The organism is Mycobacterium sp. NGS56, assembly GCF_059812425.1.
In genome coordinates this window covers 11,271-25,856 of sequence record NZ_JCALCQ010000007.1, presented here as the reverse complement: position 1 = coordinate 25,856, position 14,586 = coordinate 11,271, and the positions used below count along the sequence as shown (strand labels likewise).

Sequence of the window (14,586 nt, the reverse complement as noted above, 5' to 3'; positions counted from 1 at the left end):
GCATCTCCGTGATTTTCGGTCCGGGTCGCAGAGTTGTACGGTTGGCACAGAAGGGTGGGTGTCTCAAATGGCCAAGCTGAGGCCGTATTACGAAGAGTCGCAGGCAACCTACGACATTTCGGACGACTTCTTCGCGCTGTTCCTGGACCCGAACATGGTGTACACCTGCGCCTACTTCAAGAACGACGACATGACCCTGGAAGAGGCGCAGCTCGCCAAGATCGATCTGGCGCTGGACAAGATGAAACTCGAGCCGGGAATGACGGTGCTCGACGTCGGTTGCGGCTGGGGTGGGGCCGTGGTCCGGGCGGTGGAGAAGTACGACGTGAATGTCATTGGCATCACGCTGAGCCGCAATCACTACGCCCGCACCAAAGCACGGCTCGCGGCGGTCCCGACGTCGCGGCGCGCCGAGGCCCGGTTGCAGGGCTGGGAGGAATTCGACGAGCAAGTCGATCGAATCGTCAGCTTCGAGGCCTTCGACGCCTTCAAAAAAGAACGCTGGCCCGCGTTCTGGGATTGGGCTTATAAGACCCTTCCCGAAGGCAGCCGAATGTTGATGCACAGCATTTTCACGCATCCGCAGAACTACTGGCACGAGCACGGCATCACGATCACCATGTCGGATCTGCGATTCCTGCGCTTCCTCGGCAAGGAAATCTTCCCCGGCGGGAACATGTGCGGCGAACCCGACATCATCGACAATTCCCGAGCCAGCGGATTCTCGCTCGAGCACACCCAATATCTGCAGCCGCATTACGCGCGCACGCTCGACATGTGGGCGGCCAATCTTGCGGCCAACCGCGAACGGGCCATCGCCATCCAGTCCGAAGAGGTCTACGACCGCTTCATGCGCTATCTGACCGGCTGCGCGAACCTGTTCCGCAAAGGCATCTCCAACGTGGCGCAGTACACGCTCACCAAGTAAAGCCCGGCCGGCTGCGCCGACACACCCCGGCACACTGGGTCGGCGTGAATCAGTCCACCCCGGAAAGTAGACTTCAGCTCGGCGGTCGGGACCGCGACGCGCACTTACACCCTTTCGGATTCACGTCTCGCTGTTGGGTATCGTTGCAGGTCACGCGCGACCCTTTCGGTGCGTGCGCGGATCGCAGGAAGTGAACCTCCTCTGAGGAGAACAGGACGAAAATGGCTGAGCAACCGACTAGCCCGACGAAGACGCGGACGCGTTCGGAGGACATCCAGGCGCATTACGACGTCTCCGACGATTTCTTCGGCCTGTTCCAGGACCCGTCCCGGATCTACAGCTGCGCCTATTTCGAGCGCGACGACATGAGCCTGGAAGAGGCCCAGTACGCCAAGATCGACCTCAACCTGGACAAATTGGACCTCAAGCCGGGCATGACTCTGCTGGACATCGGCTGCGGGTGGGGCACCACCATGAAGCGCGCCGTCGAGCGGTTCGACGTCAACGTCATCGGCCTGACGCTGTCCAAGAACCAGCACGCCCGCGCTCAGGCGTTGCTCGGTTCCCTCGACAGCGAACGCTCTCGCCAGGTTCGGCTGCAGAACTGGGAAGACTTCAACGAGCCCGTCGACCGCATCGTGTCGATCGAGGCCTTCGAGCACTTCGGCCACGAGAACTACGACGACTTCTTCAAGCGGACCTTCGACATCATGCCCGAGGACGGCCGGATGACCGTTCAGAGCAGCGTCAGCTACCACCCGTACGACCTGGCGGCCCGCGGCAAGAAGCTGAGCTTCGAGACCGCGCGGTTCATCAAGTTCATCGTCACCGAGATCTTCCCGGGCGGCCGGCTGCCGTCCACCCAGATGATGGTCGACCACGGTGAGAAGGCGGGATTTGTTGTGCCCGAACCGCTTTCATTGCGCCCGCACTACATCAAGACGCTGCACATCTGGGGCGACACGCTCGAGTCGAACCGGGACAAGGCCATCGAGGTCACCTCCGAAGAGGTCTACAACCGCTACATCAAGTATCTGCGCGGCTGCGAGCACTACTTCGCCGAGGAGATGCTCGACGTCAGCCTGGTGACCTACCTCAAGCCGGGCGCAGCCGCCTGATTATTGGCGGCTGTCGGATTGGCGCTGCGCCGTTCGTCGAGTAGGTAGAGAGTGGAGCACGAGGCTTCGCTCACAACCGGAGGTGACGAACATGCAGTACTTCGCGCTGCTGATCAGTCAAGAGCAAGACCGCACACCCGACGACGCAGCCGCCGCGATGGCGGAATGGGAGAACTTCCACGCCAAAGCCGGCTCGGCGATCAAATCCGGAGATGCCCTGGCTCCAGCTGCCGCAGCTGTGGTCATCACCGGCGGCCCGGATGCGCCGGTGGTCACCGATGGGCCCTTCGCCGAGGCCGCCGAGGTGGCCTGCGGCTATTACGTGTTCGAAGCGGAAAACCTGGACGAGGCGCTGGCATTGGCGCGCGATATCCCGCTCGCCGCGTTCGGGGCGGTGGAAGTGTGGCCTACCGTCCATTCGATCGAGACGTCGCGCAAGCTGACCGGCAACGACTGGCTCGCGCTGCTGCTTGAACCGGCCGAATCCGCACACACACCCGGCACGCAAAAGTGGGAGGCGGTGGCGGCCAAGCACGCCGATCTCCACGCGGCCGCGGGCGATCACATCATCGGTGGTGCCGCGCTGCACGACCGGTCGACGGCGACGACCGTGCGGGTGCGCGACGGCGAGGTTCTGATCACCGATGGGCCATATGTTGAGGGCGCCGAAATCGCTACGGGCATCTACCTACTGGGCGCAGCCGACCGCGACGAGGCCGTCAAGATCGCATCGATGATCCCCGCCTCGACGGTGCAGGTTCGGCAACTGGCTGGAGTCTCGGGCCTGTAGCCCATGGTGAACCTGGACGGCGTCTTCCGCCGGGAATGGGGACCCGCCGTCGCCGCGCTCGCGCGGTGGTCCGGCGATCTGACCGTCGCCGAGGACGCCGTCCAGGAAGCCTGCGCCGAAGCGCTGCGCACCTGGCCGCGCGACGGAGTGCCCACCAACCCGGGCGGCTGGCTGGTGACCGTGGGCCGTAACCGGGCCCGCGATCGGCTGCGCCGCGAAACCGTGCGTCCCGGAAAGGAATTGGCGGCTGTGCTGGACGACATCCGGGCGCGCACCGATCACACCGACCCGCATCCGGTTCGCGACGACGAGCTGCGGATGATGTTCACCTGTGCGCACCCGGCGCTGGACCGATCGTCGCAGCTGGCGCTCACACTGCGGCTGGTGTCCGGCTTGACCGTCGGCGAGATCGCCCGCGCGCTGCTACAGAGCGAAGCGGCCATCGGTCAGCGAATCACCCGCGCCAAGCACAAGGTTCGGCACGCCAACATTCCGCTGCGGGTGCCGCCCGCCGAGTTGCTGCCCGAGCGCACGCCGCACGTGTTCGCTTGCGTCTACTCGGTGTTCACCGAGGGCTACTGGTCGACAGCGGGTCCGTCGGCCATCCGGGATGATCTGTGCGACGAAGGCATCCGGCTGGGCGCGGAGTTGTGCGCGCTGCTGCCCGGCGACCCGGAGGCGCACGCGCTGTCCGCCCTGATGCTGCTGCATGATTCGCGGCGCGCGACCCGGGTGGACGATACCGGGATGCTGGTGCCGCTCGAGGACCAGAACCGGCGCCGATGGGATCGTGGGCGCATTTCGCGCGGGCTCGATCGGTTGCGGCAGGCCCAGGGTTCGACGGGCGCCTACCTGCCCCAGGCGGTGATCGCCGCGGTGCATGCCACGGCACCGTCCTTCCAGGAGACGGACTGGGTGACCATCTGCGCCGCCTACGACCGCCTGTTCGCGCTGACCGACTCCCCAGTGGTGGCCGCCAACCGGGCGCTGGCCATCGGATTTCGCGACGGGCCCGATGCCGGCCTGGCCGCCTTGGACAAGGTGGCAGACGATCCGCGGCTGACCCGGGCCAATCTCGTCGCGCCCGTGCGCGCCGACCTGTTGCGGCGCGCAGGCAGACCCGCCGCCGCGCTCACCTGGTATCGAGTGGCGTTGCAGTCCAATGGATCTGACCCCGGCCGCGCGTTTCTGCGGCGGCGCATCGCCGAGTGCGGGGGTTAGCCCCCACTCGAGACGACTGGCGGGCTCAGCCCTCGGTGAAGTTGCGGGTGACGGCCGGGTCCACCGGGATGCCCGGCCCGGTCGTCGTCGAGACCACGATCTTGCGCAGGTAGCGGCCCTTGGAGGCGGACGGCTTGAGCCGCAGCACCTCGTCCAGCGCGGCGCCGTAGTTCTCGGCCAGGGCCTTCTCGTCGAACGAGGCCTTGCCGATCACGAAGTGCAGGTTGGCCTGCTTGTCGATGCGGAAGTTGATCTTGCCACCCTTGATATCGGCGACCGCCTTGGCGACGTCGGGGGTCACGGTGCCCGTCTTGGGGTTCGGCATCAGGCCGCGGGGACCGAGCACGCGGGCGATGCGACCCACCTTGGCCATCTGGTCCGGGGTGGCGATCGCGGCATCGAATTCCAGCCAGCCGCCCTGGATCTTCTCGATCAGGTCATCGCTGCCCACGATGTCGGCGCCGGCGGCCTGAGCCTGCTCGGCCTTATCGCCCACGGCGAACACCGCGACGCGGGCGGTCTTGCCAGTGCCGTGCGGGAGGTTGACCGTGCCCCGGACCATCTGGTCGGCCTTGCGCGGGTCGACGCCCAGCCGGATCGCCACCTCGACGGTCGAGTCCTGCTTGCTCGACGACGTTTCCTTGGCAAGCTTGGCCGCTTCCAGCGGGGTGTAGAGGTTGTCGCGGTCCACCTTCTCGGCGGCGGCCCGGTATGCCTTGCTGTTCTTGCTCACTTGCTGATCCAATCTGTGTTGGGTCGTGGTTGGAAAGCGGGCCGAAGCTGGCCCTCCCACGGTTGTGATGCGGGTATTACTCGACGGTGATACCCATCGACCGGGCGGTGCCGGCGATGATCTTGGCGGCTGCGTCGATGTCGTTGGCGTTCAGGTCGGCCTTCTTGGTCTCGGCGATCTCCTTGACCTGATCCCAGCTGACCTTGGCGACCTTGGTCTTGTGCGGCTCGGCCGATCCCTTGCCCACGCCGGCCGCCTTGAGCAGCAGCTTGGCGGCGGGCGGGGTCTTGAGCGCGAAGGTGAAGCTGCGGTCCTCATAGACCGTGATCTCCACGGGGATGACGTTGCCACGCTGGTTCTCCGTGGCAGCGTTGTATGCCTTGCAGAACTCCATGATGTTGACGCCGTGCTGACCGAGCGCGGGCCCGACCGGCGGCGCCGGGTTGGCCTGCCCCGCCTGGATCTGAAGCTTGATCAGCCCGACGACTTTCTTCTTCGGGGCCATGAGATTGTGTTGTTCCTTCCTGGTTTACGCCGGGCGTATGCGCCGGTTCAGAGCTTGGAGACTTGGCTGAAGGTCAGTTCGACCGGGGTTTCCCGGCCGAAGATCGACACCAGCACCTTGAGCTTCTGCTGTTCGCCGTTGACCTCGCTGATCGTGGCCGGCAGCGTCGCGAACGGCCCGTCCATGACGGTCACCGATTCGCCGACCTCGTAGTCGACCTCGATGGCCGGACGTTCCAGCCCGCCCACCTCCGCGGCGGCGGCCGTGGTGGGCGCCCCCTTGGCGGCCTTCTTCGTCGCGCCGCGCGGCAGCAGGAACTTGACCACGTCGTCGAGCGTCAGCGCCGACGGGCGCGAGGTCGCCCCGACGAACCCGGTGACGCCGGGTGTGTTGCGGACCGCGGCCCACGAGTCGTCGGTCAGGTCCATGCGGACCAGGATGTAGCCGGGGAGCACCTTGCGGTTGACCTGCTTGCGCTGGCCGTTCTTGATCTCGGTGACCTCTTCGGTGGGCACCTCCACCTGGAAGATGTAGTCACCGACATCGAGGTTCTGCACACGGGTTTCGAGGTTGGCTTTGACCTTGTTCTCGTATCCCGCGTAGGAGTGGATGACATACCAGTCGCCGGGCTTGCTGCGCAGTTCCGCCTTGAGCGCGGCGGCCGGATCGGCCTCTTCGACCGGCTCGTCGGGCGCCGCGGCGGCCTCGGCCGTCTCGTCGGTGGCGTCGTCCGCGGTCACCTCGGTGACCTCAGCGGCCGCGGAGGTGTCCGTGGCCTGCGCCTGCGCGGTTTCGTCCACGTCGACCGCTTCACCCGCGGACGGGTCACCGTCGAAGGTAGTCACGGTTTGAGTCCTCTCTGTCACATTCAAAAGCGGCGTCACATTCAAGAGCGGCGTCACTCGATCAGCCGAACACCAACAGCACCAGCTTGGTCAGGCCGAAATCCGCCAGGCCGACCAGCGCCACCATGAAGGCCAGGAATGCCAGCACAACGGAGGTGTAAGTGAGCATCTGTTTGCGGTTGGGCCAGATGACCTTCCGCATTTCCGCAACGACCTGCTTGAGGTAGTTGTAGACGAACACCAACGGGTTGACCCGATGGTCCCCGGCCTTTTTGGGCCTTGCGGCCTTCTTGGCTTTGGCGCCCTTTTTGGCCTTATCCGGCGTCAAGACCTCGGCATCGTCCGGCGACTCGGCGTCCTCGCCGCCCTCGACCACTCGCTGCCGGGACCGTTTGCCCGTCGGGCGCTGCGGCCGCGTCACCACGGCCGTCCGACCGGCGCTCGCGCGGCCGTCCTCTTCGTCAGTGCCGTCGCTTGCGGCGTCGTTGGCAACGTCGCCTTCGTCGCTCACCGCATGCTCCTTTGTTTGCTCGTACTTCGCGAACATCCCGCCTGTGGTGGGAACCGTCTTCCAGTGTCCACCATGCCAGGACGTTCGTCGTTAGCAGGGGCGACAGGACTTGAACCTGCAACCTGCGGTTTTGGAGACCGCTGCTCTGCCAGTTGAGCTACGCCCCTTCGCGGTTGGCAGGCCAACCTGCGCTTACCTACCGGGGCCTACATGACACGCGCGCCTTCCGATTGCTCGACTCACGGAAAGCGCGCTGATGCTGGGAAAACCCCGAGGACCGAGTGTACAACGGTGCGCGAGTCAGATACTAATTACGCTGTCCTGACAACCTGGCCCGACTCCGGGTCCCAGCGCAGGTTTTCGGACTGTTCGGCGTACTGGCTCATCAGCGTGGTGTAGGCCTCCAAGACCAGCTCACCCTGGTCGTTGGTGCAGATGTTCTTGGTGACGACGATGTCGGCGCCGAAGCGCTCGTCCACCGAGTGGATCTCCATCCGGGCCCACAGCCTGTCGCCGGCCTTGATCGGCTTGGCGAACACGAAGCGCTGGTCGACCTGGACGATCACCAGGGTTTCCATGCCGATGTCGACGTGCCGGAAGAAGTCCAGCTGTACCAGCTTGGCCAAGATCGTCGCGAAGGTCAGCGGCGCGACGATCGCGCTGTGGCCGAGTTCGACGGCCGCGTCCTCCCTGTAGTGGGCCGGGTGGTCGTTCTTGATGGATTGCGCAAACTGGCGGACTTGTTCACGGCCCACAACAAAGGAATCCGCATACCGCCAGATCATGCCGCGGATATCTGTCTTGAGCGCCATGAGCTATGCCAGAGTCGCGGACGCGATCGCCCTGCCGAAGATCTTCTTGCCGCCGGTGGTGGCGGTGAGCGCGATAGTCACGGACTTGGTCTCGGGATCGGCGGACTTCACCCGGCCGTTGAAGACCAGCTCGGCGCCCTTGCCGTCGTTGGGCACCGGCACCACGGCGGTGAACCGCACGTTGTATTCGGTGACTGCGCCCGGGTCGCCGATCCACGCGGTGACGTAACCCCCGCCGATGCCCATGGTCAGCATGCCGTGCGCGATCGCGGTGTCCAGGCCGACGACCTTGGCGATCTCGTCGTCCCAGTGAATCGGGTTGAGGTCGCCAGAGACGCCCGCGTAATTCACCAGATCTTGTCGGGTCAGCGGGTAGATCTTCTCAGGAAGTTGGTCACCCACCTTCACGGAGCTGAACTCACGCAGTGGCATCAGTAAATCCCTCTTTTCCATCCTCACCGGCACGGCCCGCCAGGGTCGTGTAGGTCTCTTGCACGACGTCGCCGGCGTCGTTGGTGACGACATTCTTGGTGACAATGATCTGGGTACCGTGCGACTCTCGCACCGAGTCCACGTAGACGTCGCAGTACAGCTTGTCGCCCGCCACGATGGGCGCCATGAATTTCAGCACCTGGTCGACCTGAACGATCTGTGCGTCGTGGACGGCGATGTTGGCGTGCTCGAAAAATGCCGTCTGCGCCTGGTAGCCGAACACGCAGATGAACGTCAGCGGGGCGACCAAGCCCTTATAGCCCAGTTCGGCCGCGGCCTTCTCCTCGAAGAACGCGGGGTCGTCGTTTTGCACGGCCACCGCGTATTCGCGGATCTTCTCCCGCTCCACCTCGTAATGATCGGGGTAGCGGTAGTGCATACCGACGATGCTGGAACTTAGCGGCACGGTTCTTAAACTACCTAGTCAATCGGAGTAAACGCCGCGGGGAGCCGCTAGCGCGTCTCTCGGTGCGCCTGGTGCTTACCGCAGTTGGGGCAGAACTTCTTCAGCTCCAGTCGGTCCGGGTCGTTCCGGCGGTTTTTCTTGGTGATGTAGTTGCGGTGCTTGCACACCTCGCATGCCAAGGTGATCTTCGGGCGTACGTCGGTACTGGAAGCCATGACGGTTCTCTCTCAATCCTCAAAACAAAGCTGTGCTGTTGTGTTGTAGCGATGGCCGGACTCGAACCGGCGACCTAACGATTATGAGTCGTTCGCTCTAACCGACTGAGCTACATCGCCTCTGGCACCCCTTCGGGGTCGGGGCCGCCCACGCCTGCTCGGCGTCCGCCGAGCCCCCTAACGGAATCGAACCGTTGACCTTTTCCTTACCATGGAAACGCTCTACCGACTGAGCTAAGGGGGCCGTTCACCCGCAGCGATCTCCTCCGCGCGGGCCTAAAAGAGGGTACAGCCTGGCCTGTAGCGGAACCAAACCACGGGTAGCGCAAGCGCAGGCCCGCGCCAGCGTTCGTAATCGTGCAAGTTACCCGGCAATCGACAAAGCCGCGGCAAACATCAGCCGCTCCCGCCGTTGCGCTGAGATTGCCAGGCACTGAGGTCGCTGAACTCGTCGTACTCGTCGTCCTGCTCGACAAAGTCGCCGTCGCTGAGCAATGTCCGCAACGCGAGGTTGATGGCTTCGCGCGCGTCGAGGAGATGGAAGCGGCGGATCGCCTCATCGATCAGATCGGCGTCGACCTCGATTTCGACCTTCTTCCTCATGCGCCAACAATACCCACGAGGCACCGCCCGAATCGGGTCCGATACGCCGGTGTCGGCGGCGCGTCGCGGTCGGGGTCCTACTCTGGTCTCGTGCCAGAGGACCGGCTGTACTTCCGACAACTGCTCTCCGGTCGCGACTTCGCCGCCGGCGACATGTTCGCGACGCAAATGCGCAACTTCGCCTACCTGATCGGCGACCGGCAAACCGGTGACTGCGTGGTCGTCGACCCGGCCTATGCCGCCGGCGATCTGCTCGACGCACTCGAGGCCGACGGCATGCACCTGTCCGGCGTGCTGGTGACCCACCACCACCCCGACCACGTGGGTGGGTCCATGATGGGGTTCGCCCTGCCGGGCCTGGCCGAACTGCTGGACCGGGCACCTGTGCCGGTACACGTCAACACCCATGAGGCACAGTGGGTTTCGCGAGTCACCGGAATAAGTCTTAGTGACCTGACCTCGCACGAGGATCATGACAAGGTCAGCATCGGCGACATCGAGATCGAGTTGCTGCATACCCCGGGCCACACGCCGGGCAGCCAGTGCTTTCTGCTCGATGGCCGCCTCGTCGCCGGCGACACGCTCTTCTTGGAGGGCTGCGGGCGCACCGACTTCCCCGGCGGGGACTCCGACGAGATGTACCGCAGCCTGCAGCGGCTCGCGACCCTGCCCGGTGACCCGACCGTGTTCCCGGGCCACTGGTATTCGGCGGAGCCCAGCGCGCCGCTCGCGGAGGTCAAGCGTTCCAACTATGTGTATCGGGCAGCAAACCTCGATCAATGGCGGATGCTGATGGGCGGCTGAGGCCGCATCGCCCATCATCACCATGCGGCGACGCGACCGCCCCTGTGATATAAGCGGAGGGTGGATTCCATGGGTTGGATCCAGGACAGCTGGCATGATGTCACGCACGTCGGGTCCGACACCTGGATAGCGTGGGCGGCGTGGGCGGCAATCGTCCTGGCAATCGTCACGCTGGTCTTCACCAACAGGCAGATCAACCGGAACCGCCGGGCGGCCGCGGAGCAGACGCGCCCGCAGGTCGCGATGTTCATGGAGCCGCATTCGGCCGACTGGCACGTGATCGAACTCGTGGTCCGCAACTTCGGACGCACCGCGGCCTACGACATCGGGTTCTCCTTTACCAATCCCCCCACCGTGGCCGAATACGAGAACGCCACCGACGGCTACGCCGATGTCGTCGAATTGCGGCTCCCCCGCGGGCTGCCCGTACTCGCGCCTGGCCAGGAGTGGCGCATGGTGTGGGATTCCGCGCTCGACCGTGCCGAGATCGGTAGCGGCATCGAATCGCGCTTCACCGGCACCCTGACCTACTACGACCGGCCGCATCGGGCCCGCGGCCGCCGGTTCTGGGAGCGCAAGCGTTCCCCGCTGCATACCGAGGTGGTGCTGGACTGGGACGCCCTGCCGCCCGTCCAGCGCATCGAACTGATGACCACCCATGACTTGGCCAAGAGGGAGAAGGAGAAACTGGAGCTGCTGCGCGGCCTGCTGACCTATTTCCACTACGTCTGCAAGGAAACCCGACCGGAGGTCTTCCGCAGCGAGATCGAACGGATCAACACCGCGGTTCGGGAAACCCAAGACAGATGGCGCACACGCCAACTCGACGAACCCACCGATGTCAGCCTGCGCTGGAGTCACGCAGAAGACCTGGGCAAACACCACAGCCAGCCCGCCTGACGGCAAGGAGTAACCGATGAGCGCCCCGGTCCACTACAGCACCACGGACTCCATCGCCGTCATCAAGATGGATGACGGCAAGGTCAACGCGCTGGGCCCGACCATGCAGCAGGCCCTGAACGACGCGATCGACCGGGCCGAGGCCGACGATGCCGGCGCGCTGGTGATCGCCGGGAACGATCGCGTGTTCAGCGGCGGCTTCGACCTGAAGATCCTGACTTCCGGCGAGGTGCAGCCCGCGATCGACATGCTGCGCGGCGGATTCGAGCTGGCGTATCGCCTGTTGTCCTATCCCAAGCCGGTGGTGATGGCGTGCACCGGGCATGCCATCGCGATGGGGGCGTTCCTGTTGTCGGCGGGCGATCACCGGGTGGCCGCGCACGCCTACAACATTCAGGCCAATGAGGTCGCGATCGGCATGGTCATTCCCTATGCCGCCCTGGAGATCATGAAGCTGCGGTTGACGCCGTCGGCCTACCAGCAGGCCGCCGGGCTCGCCAAGACGTTTTTCGGTGAAACCGCCCTGGCGGCAGGCTTCGTCGACGAGATCGTGTTACCCGAGGTGGTGATCGACCGCGCCGAAGAGGCCGCGCGGGAATTCGCCGGCCTGAATCAGCGGGCGCACGCCGCCACCAAATTGCGCACCCGCGCGGACGCCCTGGCGGCCATCCGCGCCGGCATCGACGGGATCGAAGCCGAATTCGGGGTGTGAGCCGTTCAAGCGCGCACGCCCCAGCCGGTTTCGCGGGCGGCTGCCGGGGAAGCCACCGGAATGGCCATAGATCGCATCGCGGACCCCTGGGGAACGCGGACTCCCTACGAACCCGGCACCCGCTGGCCGGAACGAGTCGACACCTACCTCGCCGACGGGGTGAGTGCCGAGTCGGTTGACCGCTGGGTGCAGTCAGCCGCGGTGTTGCATTCCAATGGCGACGGCCTGGACATCGCCGTCAAGGACGGGCGGATCGTGGGCGTGCGCGGACGCGCCGTCGACCGGGTCAACCACGGGCGGCTCGATCCGAAGGATCTCTTCGGCTGGCAGGCCAACGCCTCGGCCGACCGGCTCACCACACCGATGATCCGGGTCGGCGGCAAGCTGAAGCCGTGCGACTGGGACACGGCCATGCAACGGATCGTGGACCGCACCAAGGAGTTACTCGGCAGCTACGGCCCCAGCTCGATCGGGTTCTACACCTCCGGGCAGCTGTTCGCCGAGGCGTACTACACCCAAGGCGCGATCGCGCACGGCGCGATCGGCACCAACCACGTCGACGGCAACACGCGGCTGTGCACGGCGACGGCCGCCGAGGCGCTCAAGGAATCGTTCGGTTGCGACGGACAACCGGGTTCCTATACCGATGTCGACCATGCCGACGTCATCGCGTTGTTCGGGCACAACGTCGCCGAGACCCAGACGGTGCTGTGGGCGCGGATGCTGGACCGGTTGGCCGGGAACTCGCCGCCGGCGATCATCTGCGTCGACCCCCGGCTCACGCCGGTGGCCCGGCACGCCGCGGTTCACCTGGCGCCGCTGCCGGGCACCAACGTGGCGTTGATGAACGGGCTGCTACACGAGATCATCGATAACGGCTGGATCGACCAGGACTACATCGACACGCACACAGTCGGTTTCGACGAACTGCGCAAACGGGTCGAAGAGTTTCCGCCCGAGCGGGCCGCCGACATCTGCGGTGTGGCGGCCGACGACATCCGGCGCGCGGCGCGGCTGCTGGGCACGGCCAAGCGGTTGATGTCCACCGTGCTGCAGGGCTTCTACCAGTCCCACCAGGCCACCGCGGCGGCGGTGCAGGTCAACAACATTCACCTGGTGCGCGGCATGCTGGGCAAGCCGGGTTGCGGCGTGCTGCAGATGAACGGGCAGCCGACCGCGGAGAACACGCGCGAGTGCGGGGCCGACGGGGACCTGGCCGGCTTCCGCAACTGGTCCAACGACTCCCACGTCGCCGAGTTGGCGAAATTGTGGAACCTGGACGTGCTGCAGATCCCGCACTACGGGCCGCCGACGCACGCCATGCAGATGTTCCGCTACGCCGAGGAGGGCACGCTGCGGATGCTGTGGGTCACCGCCACCAACCCGGCGGTGTCGCTGCCGGAGCTATCGCGGATCCGCGACATCCTGTCGCAGGAACGGCTGTTCCTCATCGTCCAGGACATCTTCCTGACCGAGACCGCCGCACTGGCCGACGTGGTGCTACCCGCCGCCGCCTGGGCAGAGAAGACCGGCACCTTCACCAACGCCGACCGCACCGTGCACCTGTCCGAAAAGGCCGTGGAGCCACCGGGTTCCGCGCGCTCGGACCTCGACATCTTCCTGGACTACGCGCGCCGGATGGACTTCCGCGACTCCGACGGCCAACCGTTCCCACCCTGGACGGATCCGGAATCGGCGTTCGAGGCATGGAAGAAATGCAGCGCGGGCCGGCCATGCGACTACACGGGCCTGACCTACGACAAGCTGCGCGGTGGAAGCGGCATCCAATGGCCTTGCAACACCGAGCATCCCAACGGCACCGAACGGCTCTATGTCGATGCGAAATTCTGGGCGGCACCGGACTACTGCGAGGCATACGGCAAAGATCTGATCACCGGCGCGCCACTGCAGCCAGACGAGTACCGCTCGATGAACCCCTTCGGTAAGGCCATCATCAAGGCGGCCGAATACGTGCCCCCGCACGAGCAACCGAGCGCCGAGTACCCGTTCGCGTTGGTTACCGGCCGCACCGTCTACCATTTCCATACCCGGACGAAAACAGCTCGGGCACAACAACTTCAGCGGGCAGCCCCGGAGGTTTGGGTGGAGGTGTCCGAGCGGGACGCGCGGCGCCTGGGCATCGCCGAAGGCGATCTCGTCGAGGTGAGCACGCCGCGCGGCCGCGTGGTATGCGCCGCGCGCATCTGCGGCATCCGCGACGGAGTGCTGTTCGTGCCGTTCCACTACGGCTACTGGGACACCGATGGCAGGGCTCATCACCGGGCCGGCAATGAAATGACGCTCACGGATTGGGATCCGGTGTCCAAGCAGCCGATCTACAAGACGGCCGCCGCCCGGCTGCGCAAGGCGCGGGTAAACCCGCCCGACCGAAACGGGTACGCGCCGACGACCGCGGCGTCCACACCGGTCAACGGTTCGGTGCCCGCGACGGTGGGTGGCGCGTTGGCCGGGGTCACCGAAGTCGTCCCCGCGGGAGGCCGGCCATGAAGCTGAAGTTGGCGATCCGCGAGTTGCACCGCTCCGAACGCAAGCTGGCCCACGAACTCAGCGTGGTGGCGGCGCGTCACCGTAGTGACCAGGACATCCATCACCTCGCGCGCGATATGGCCGGCTGGTCGCGGCAACACCTCAGGGATCTGGCGCAGCACGGCCGCCACTACGGCCTGCGCCTATCCGCCGACCCGCATACCGGCGCTATCTCCGGTTTCCTGCAGTCGCGGCTGAGTGGTCTGTTGCGGCACCGGCCGGAGCCCGGCCTGGCGCTGCTCGCCGACCTGCGCCGGATTCACCGGCTGTCGGCGGGGGTGTCGCTGGATTGGGAGCTGCTGGCACAGGGCGCCCAGGCCGCGAAGGACTCCGAACTGCTGAGCCTGACGTCGCGCTGCCACCCCGAGACGTTGCGCCAGATGCGCTGGGCCAACGCGATGCTCAAAGAGCTCTCCCCGCAGGTCTTGATGAATTGAAACGGCG

17 protein-coding genes, 3 tRNA genes and 1 pseudogene are annotated in these 14,586 nt (G+C 65.5%); 9 read left to right on the top strand and 12 right to left on the bottom strand.

All coding sequences use genetic code 11. The annotated features are described in order from the left end of the window. Positions 1–67: 67 nt before the first annotated feature. The 4 genes from AC5Y4F_RS17400 (at position 68) to AC5Y4F_RS17385 (ending at position 4,057) form a co-directional block, all read left to right on the top strand. Entirely contained in the window at positions 68–928 is an 861-nt protein-coding gene (locus AC5Y4F_RS17400) for a cyclopropane mycolic acid synthase family methyltransferase (RefSeq protein ID WP_067931427.1), read from the top strand. A 221-nt stretch (positions 929–1,149) separates the two neighbouring features. Beyond that, positions 1,150–2,046, top strand: coding sequence for a hydroxymycolate synthase MmaA4 (mmaA4, locus tag AC5Y4F_RS17395; RefSeq protein ID WP_067931425.1), 897 nt, complete (start codon positions 1,150–1,152; stop codon positions 2,044–2,046). Positions 2,047–2,137: 91 nt separating this feature from the next. Beyond that, positions 2,138–2,836, top strand: a complete 699-nt coding sequence (locus tag AC5Y4F_RS17390) for a YciI family protein (RefSeq protein WP_499997716.1) — start codon at positions 2,138–2,140, stop codon at positions 2,834–2,836. A 3-nt stretch (positions 2,837–2,839) separates the two neighbouring features. After that, positions 2,840–4,057: an RNA polymerase sigma factor gene (locus AC5Y4F_RS17385; protein ID WP_499997715.1), complete on the top strand. Its 1,218-nt coding sequence runs from the start codon at positions 2,840–2,842 to the stop codon at positions 4,055–4,057. A gap of 25 nt (positions 4,058–4,082) precedes the next feature. On the opposite strand, the gene rplA is transcribed toward AC5Y4F_RS17385, so the two are convergent. The 12 genes from rplA to AC5Y4F_RS17325 form a co-directional block, all read right to left on the bottom strand. Beyond that, positions 4,083–4,790: a 50S ribosomal protein L1 gene (rplA, locus tag AC5Y4F_RS17380; RefSeq protein WP_067931419.1), complete on the bottom strand. Its 708-nt coding sequence runs from the start codon at positions 4,788–4,790 to the stop codon at positions 4,083–4,085. A gap of 76 nt (positions 4,791–4,866) precedes the next feature. Continuing rightward, a complete protein-coding gene (rplK, locus tag AC5Y4F_RS17375; RefSeq protein ID WP_066907205.1) occupies positions 4,867–5,295 on the bottom strand; it encodes a 50S ribosomal protein L11 in 429 nt (142 codons plus the stop codon). A 47-nt stretch (positions 5,296–5,342) separates the two neighbouring features. Then, positions 5,343–6,140 (bottom strand): transcription termination/antitermination protein NusG, encoded by a 798-nt coding sequence (gene nusG, locus AC5Y4F_RS17370; RefSeq protein ID WP_499997714.1) that lies wholly within the window; start codon positions 6,138–6,140, stop codon positions 5,343–5,345. A gap of 61 nt (positions 6,141–6,201) precedes the next feature. Continuing rightward, positions 6,202–6,651, bottom strand: a complete 450-nt coding sequence (gene secE / locus AC5Y4F_RS17365) for a preprotein translocase subunit SecE (protein ID WP_499997713.1) — start codon at positions 6,649–6,651, stop codon at positions 6,202–6,204. A 94-nt stretch (positions 6,652–6,745) separates the two neighbouring features. Then, positions 6,746–6,818, bottom strand: a tRNA-Trp gene (locus AC5Y4F_RS17360). A gap of 144 nt (positions 6,819–6,962) precedes the next feature. Beyond that, positions 6,963–7,463, bottom strand: coding sequence for a (3R)-hydroxyacyl-ACP dehydratase subunit HadC (gene hadC / locus AC5Y4F_RS17355; RefSeq protein ID WP_067931415.1), 501 nt, complete (start codon positions 7,461–7,463; stop codon positions 6,963–6,965). 3 nt (positions 7,464–7,466) lie between these two features. After that, positions 7,467–7,895, bottom strand: coding sequence for a (3R)-hydroxyacyl-ACP dehydratase subunit HadB (gene hadB / locus AC5Y4F_RS17350; protein WP_067931413.1), 429 nt, complete (start codon positions 7,893–7,895; stop codon positions 7,467–7,469). Beyond that, positions 7,882–8,361, bottom strand: a complete 480-nt coding sequence (gene hadA, locus AC5Y4F_RS17345; protein WP_067931411.1) for a (3R)-hydroxyacyl-ACP dehydratase subunit HadA — start codon at positions 8,359–8,361, stop codon at positions 7,882–7,884. Before hadA ends, hadB begins: the two co-directional genes overlap by 14 nt. 47 nt (positions 8,362–8,408) lie before the next feature. Continuing rightward, positions 8,409–8,576, bottom strand: coding sequence for a 50S ribosomal protein L33 (gene rpmG, locus AC5Y4F_RS17340; protein WP_003898538.1), 168 nt, complete (start codon positions 8,574–8,576; stop codon positions 8,409–8,411). A 46-nt stretch (positions 8,577–8,622) separates the two neighbouring features. Next, positions 8,623–8,696, bottom strand: a tRNA-Met gene (locus AC5Y4F_RS17335). A gap of 51 nt (positions 8,697–8,747) precedes the next feature. Then, positions 8,748–8,820 (bottom strand) — tRNA-Thr (locus AC5Y4F_RS17330). 152 nt (positions 8,821–8,972) lie between these two features. Next, positions 8,973–9,179: a type II toxin-antitoxin system VapB family antitoxin gene (locus tag AC5Y4F_RS17325; protein WP_067931409.1), complete on the bottom strand. Its 207-nt coding sequence runs from the start codon at positions 9,177–9,179 to the stop codon at positions 8,973–8,975. A gap of 90 nt (positions 9,180–9,269) precedes the next feature. Here AC5Y4F_RS17325 and AC5Y4F_RS17320 point away from each other — a divergent pair, with 90 nt between their 5' ends. The 5 genes and pseudogenes from AC5Y4F_RS17320 to AC5Y4F_RS17300 all read left to right on the top strand — a co-directional run bounded on the left by AC5Y4F_RS17320 (position 9,270) and on the right by AC5Y4F_RS17300 (position 14,579). Then, a complete protein-coding gene (locus tag AC5Y4F_RS17320) occupies positions 9,270–9,983 on the top strand; it encodes an MBL fold metallo-hydrolase (protein WP_067931407.1) in 714 nt (237 codons plus the stop codon). A gap of 69 nt (positions 9,984–10,052) precedes the next feature. Further along, a pseudogene (locus tag AC5Y4F_RS17315) lies at positions 10,053–10,903 on the top strand (DUF8453 domain-containing protein). Next, complete coding sequence (locus AC5Y4F_RS17310; RefSeq protein WP_067934918.1) at positions 10,900–11,595, top strand: crotonase/enoyl-CoA hydratase family protein; 696 nt, start codon at positions 10,900–10,902, stop codon at positions 11,593–11,595. Before AC5Y4F_RS17315 ends, AC5Y4F_RS17310 begins: the two are co-directional and overlap by 4 nt. A gap of 60 nt (positions 11,596–11,655) precedes the next feature. Then, positions 11,656–14,103, top strand: a complete 2,448-nt coding sequence (locus tag AC5Y4F_RS17305) for a molybdopterin oxidoreductase family protein (RefSeq protein ID WP_499997712.1) — start codon at positions 11,656–11,658, stop codon at positions 14,101–14,103. Beyond that, positions 14,100–14,579, top strand: a complete 480-nt coding sequence (locus AC5Y4F_RS17300; RefSeq protein WP_067934922.1) for a hypothetical protein — start codon at positions 14,100–14,102, stop codon at positions 14,577–14,579. Before AC5Y4F_RS17305 ends, AC5Y4F_RS17300 begins: the two co-directional genes overlap by 4 nt. Positions 14,580–14,586 lie beyond the last annotated feature (7 nt).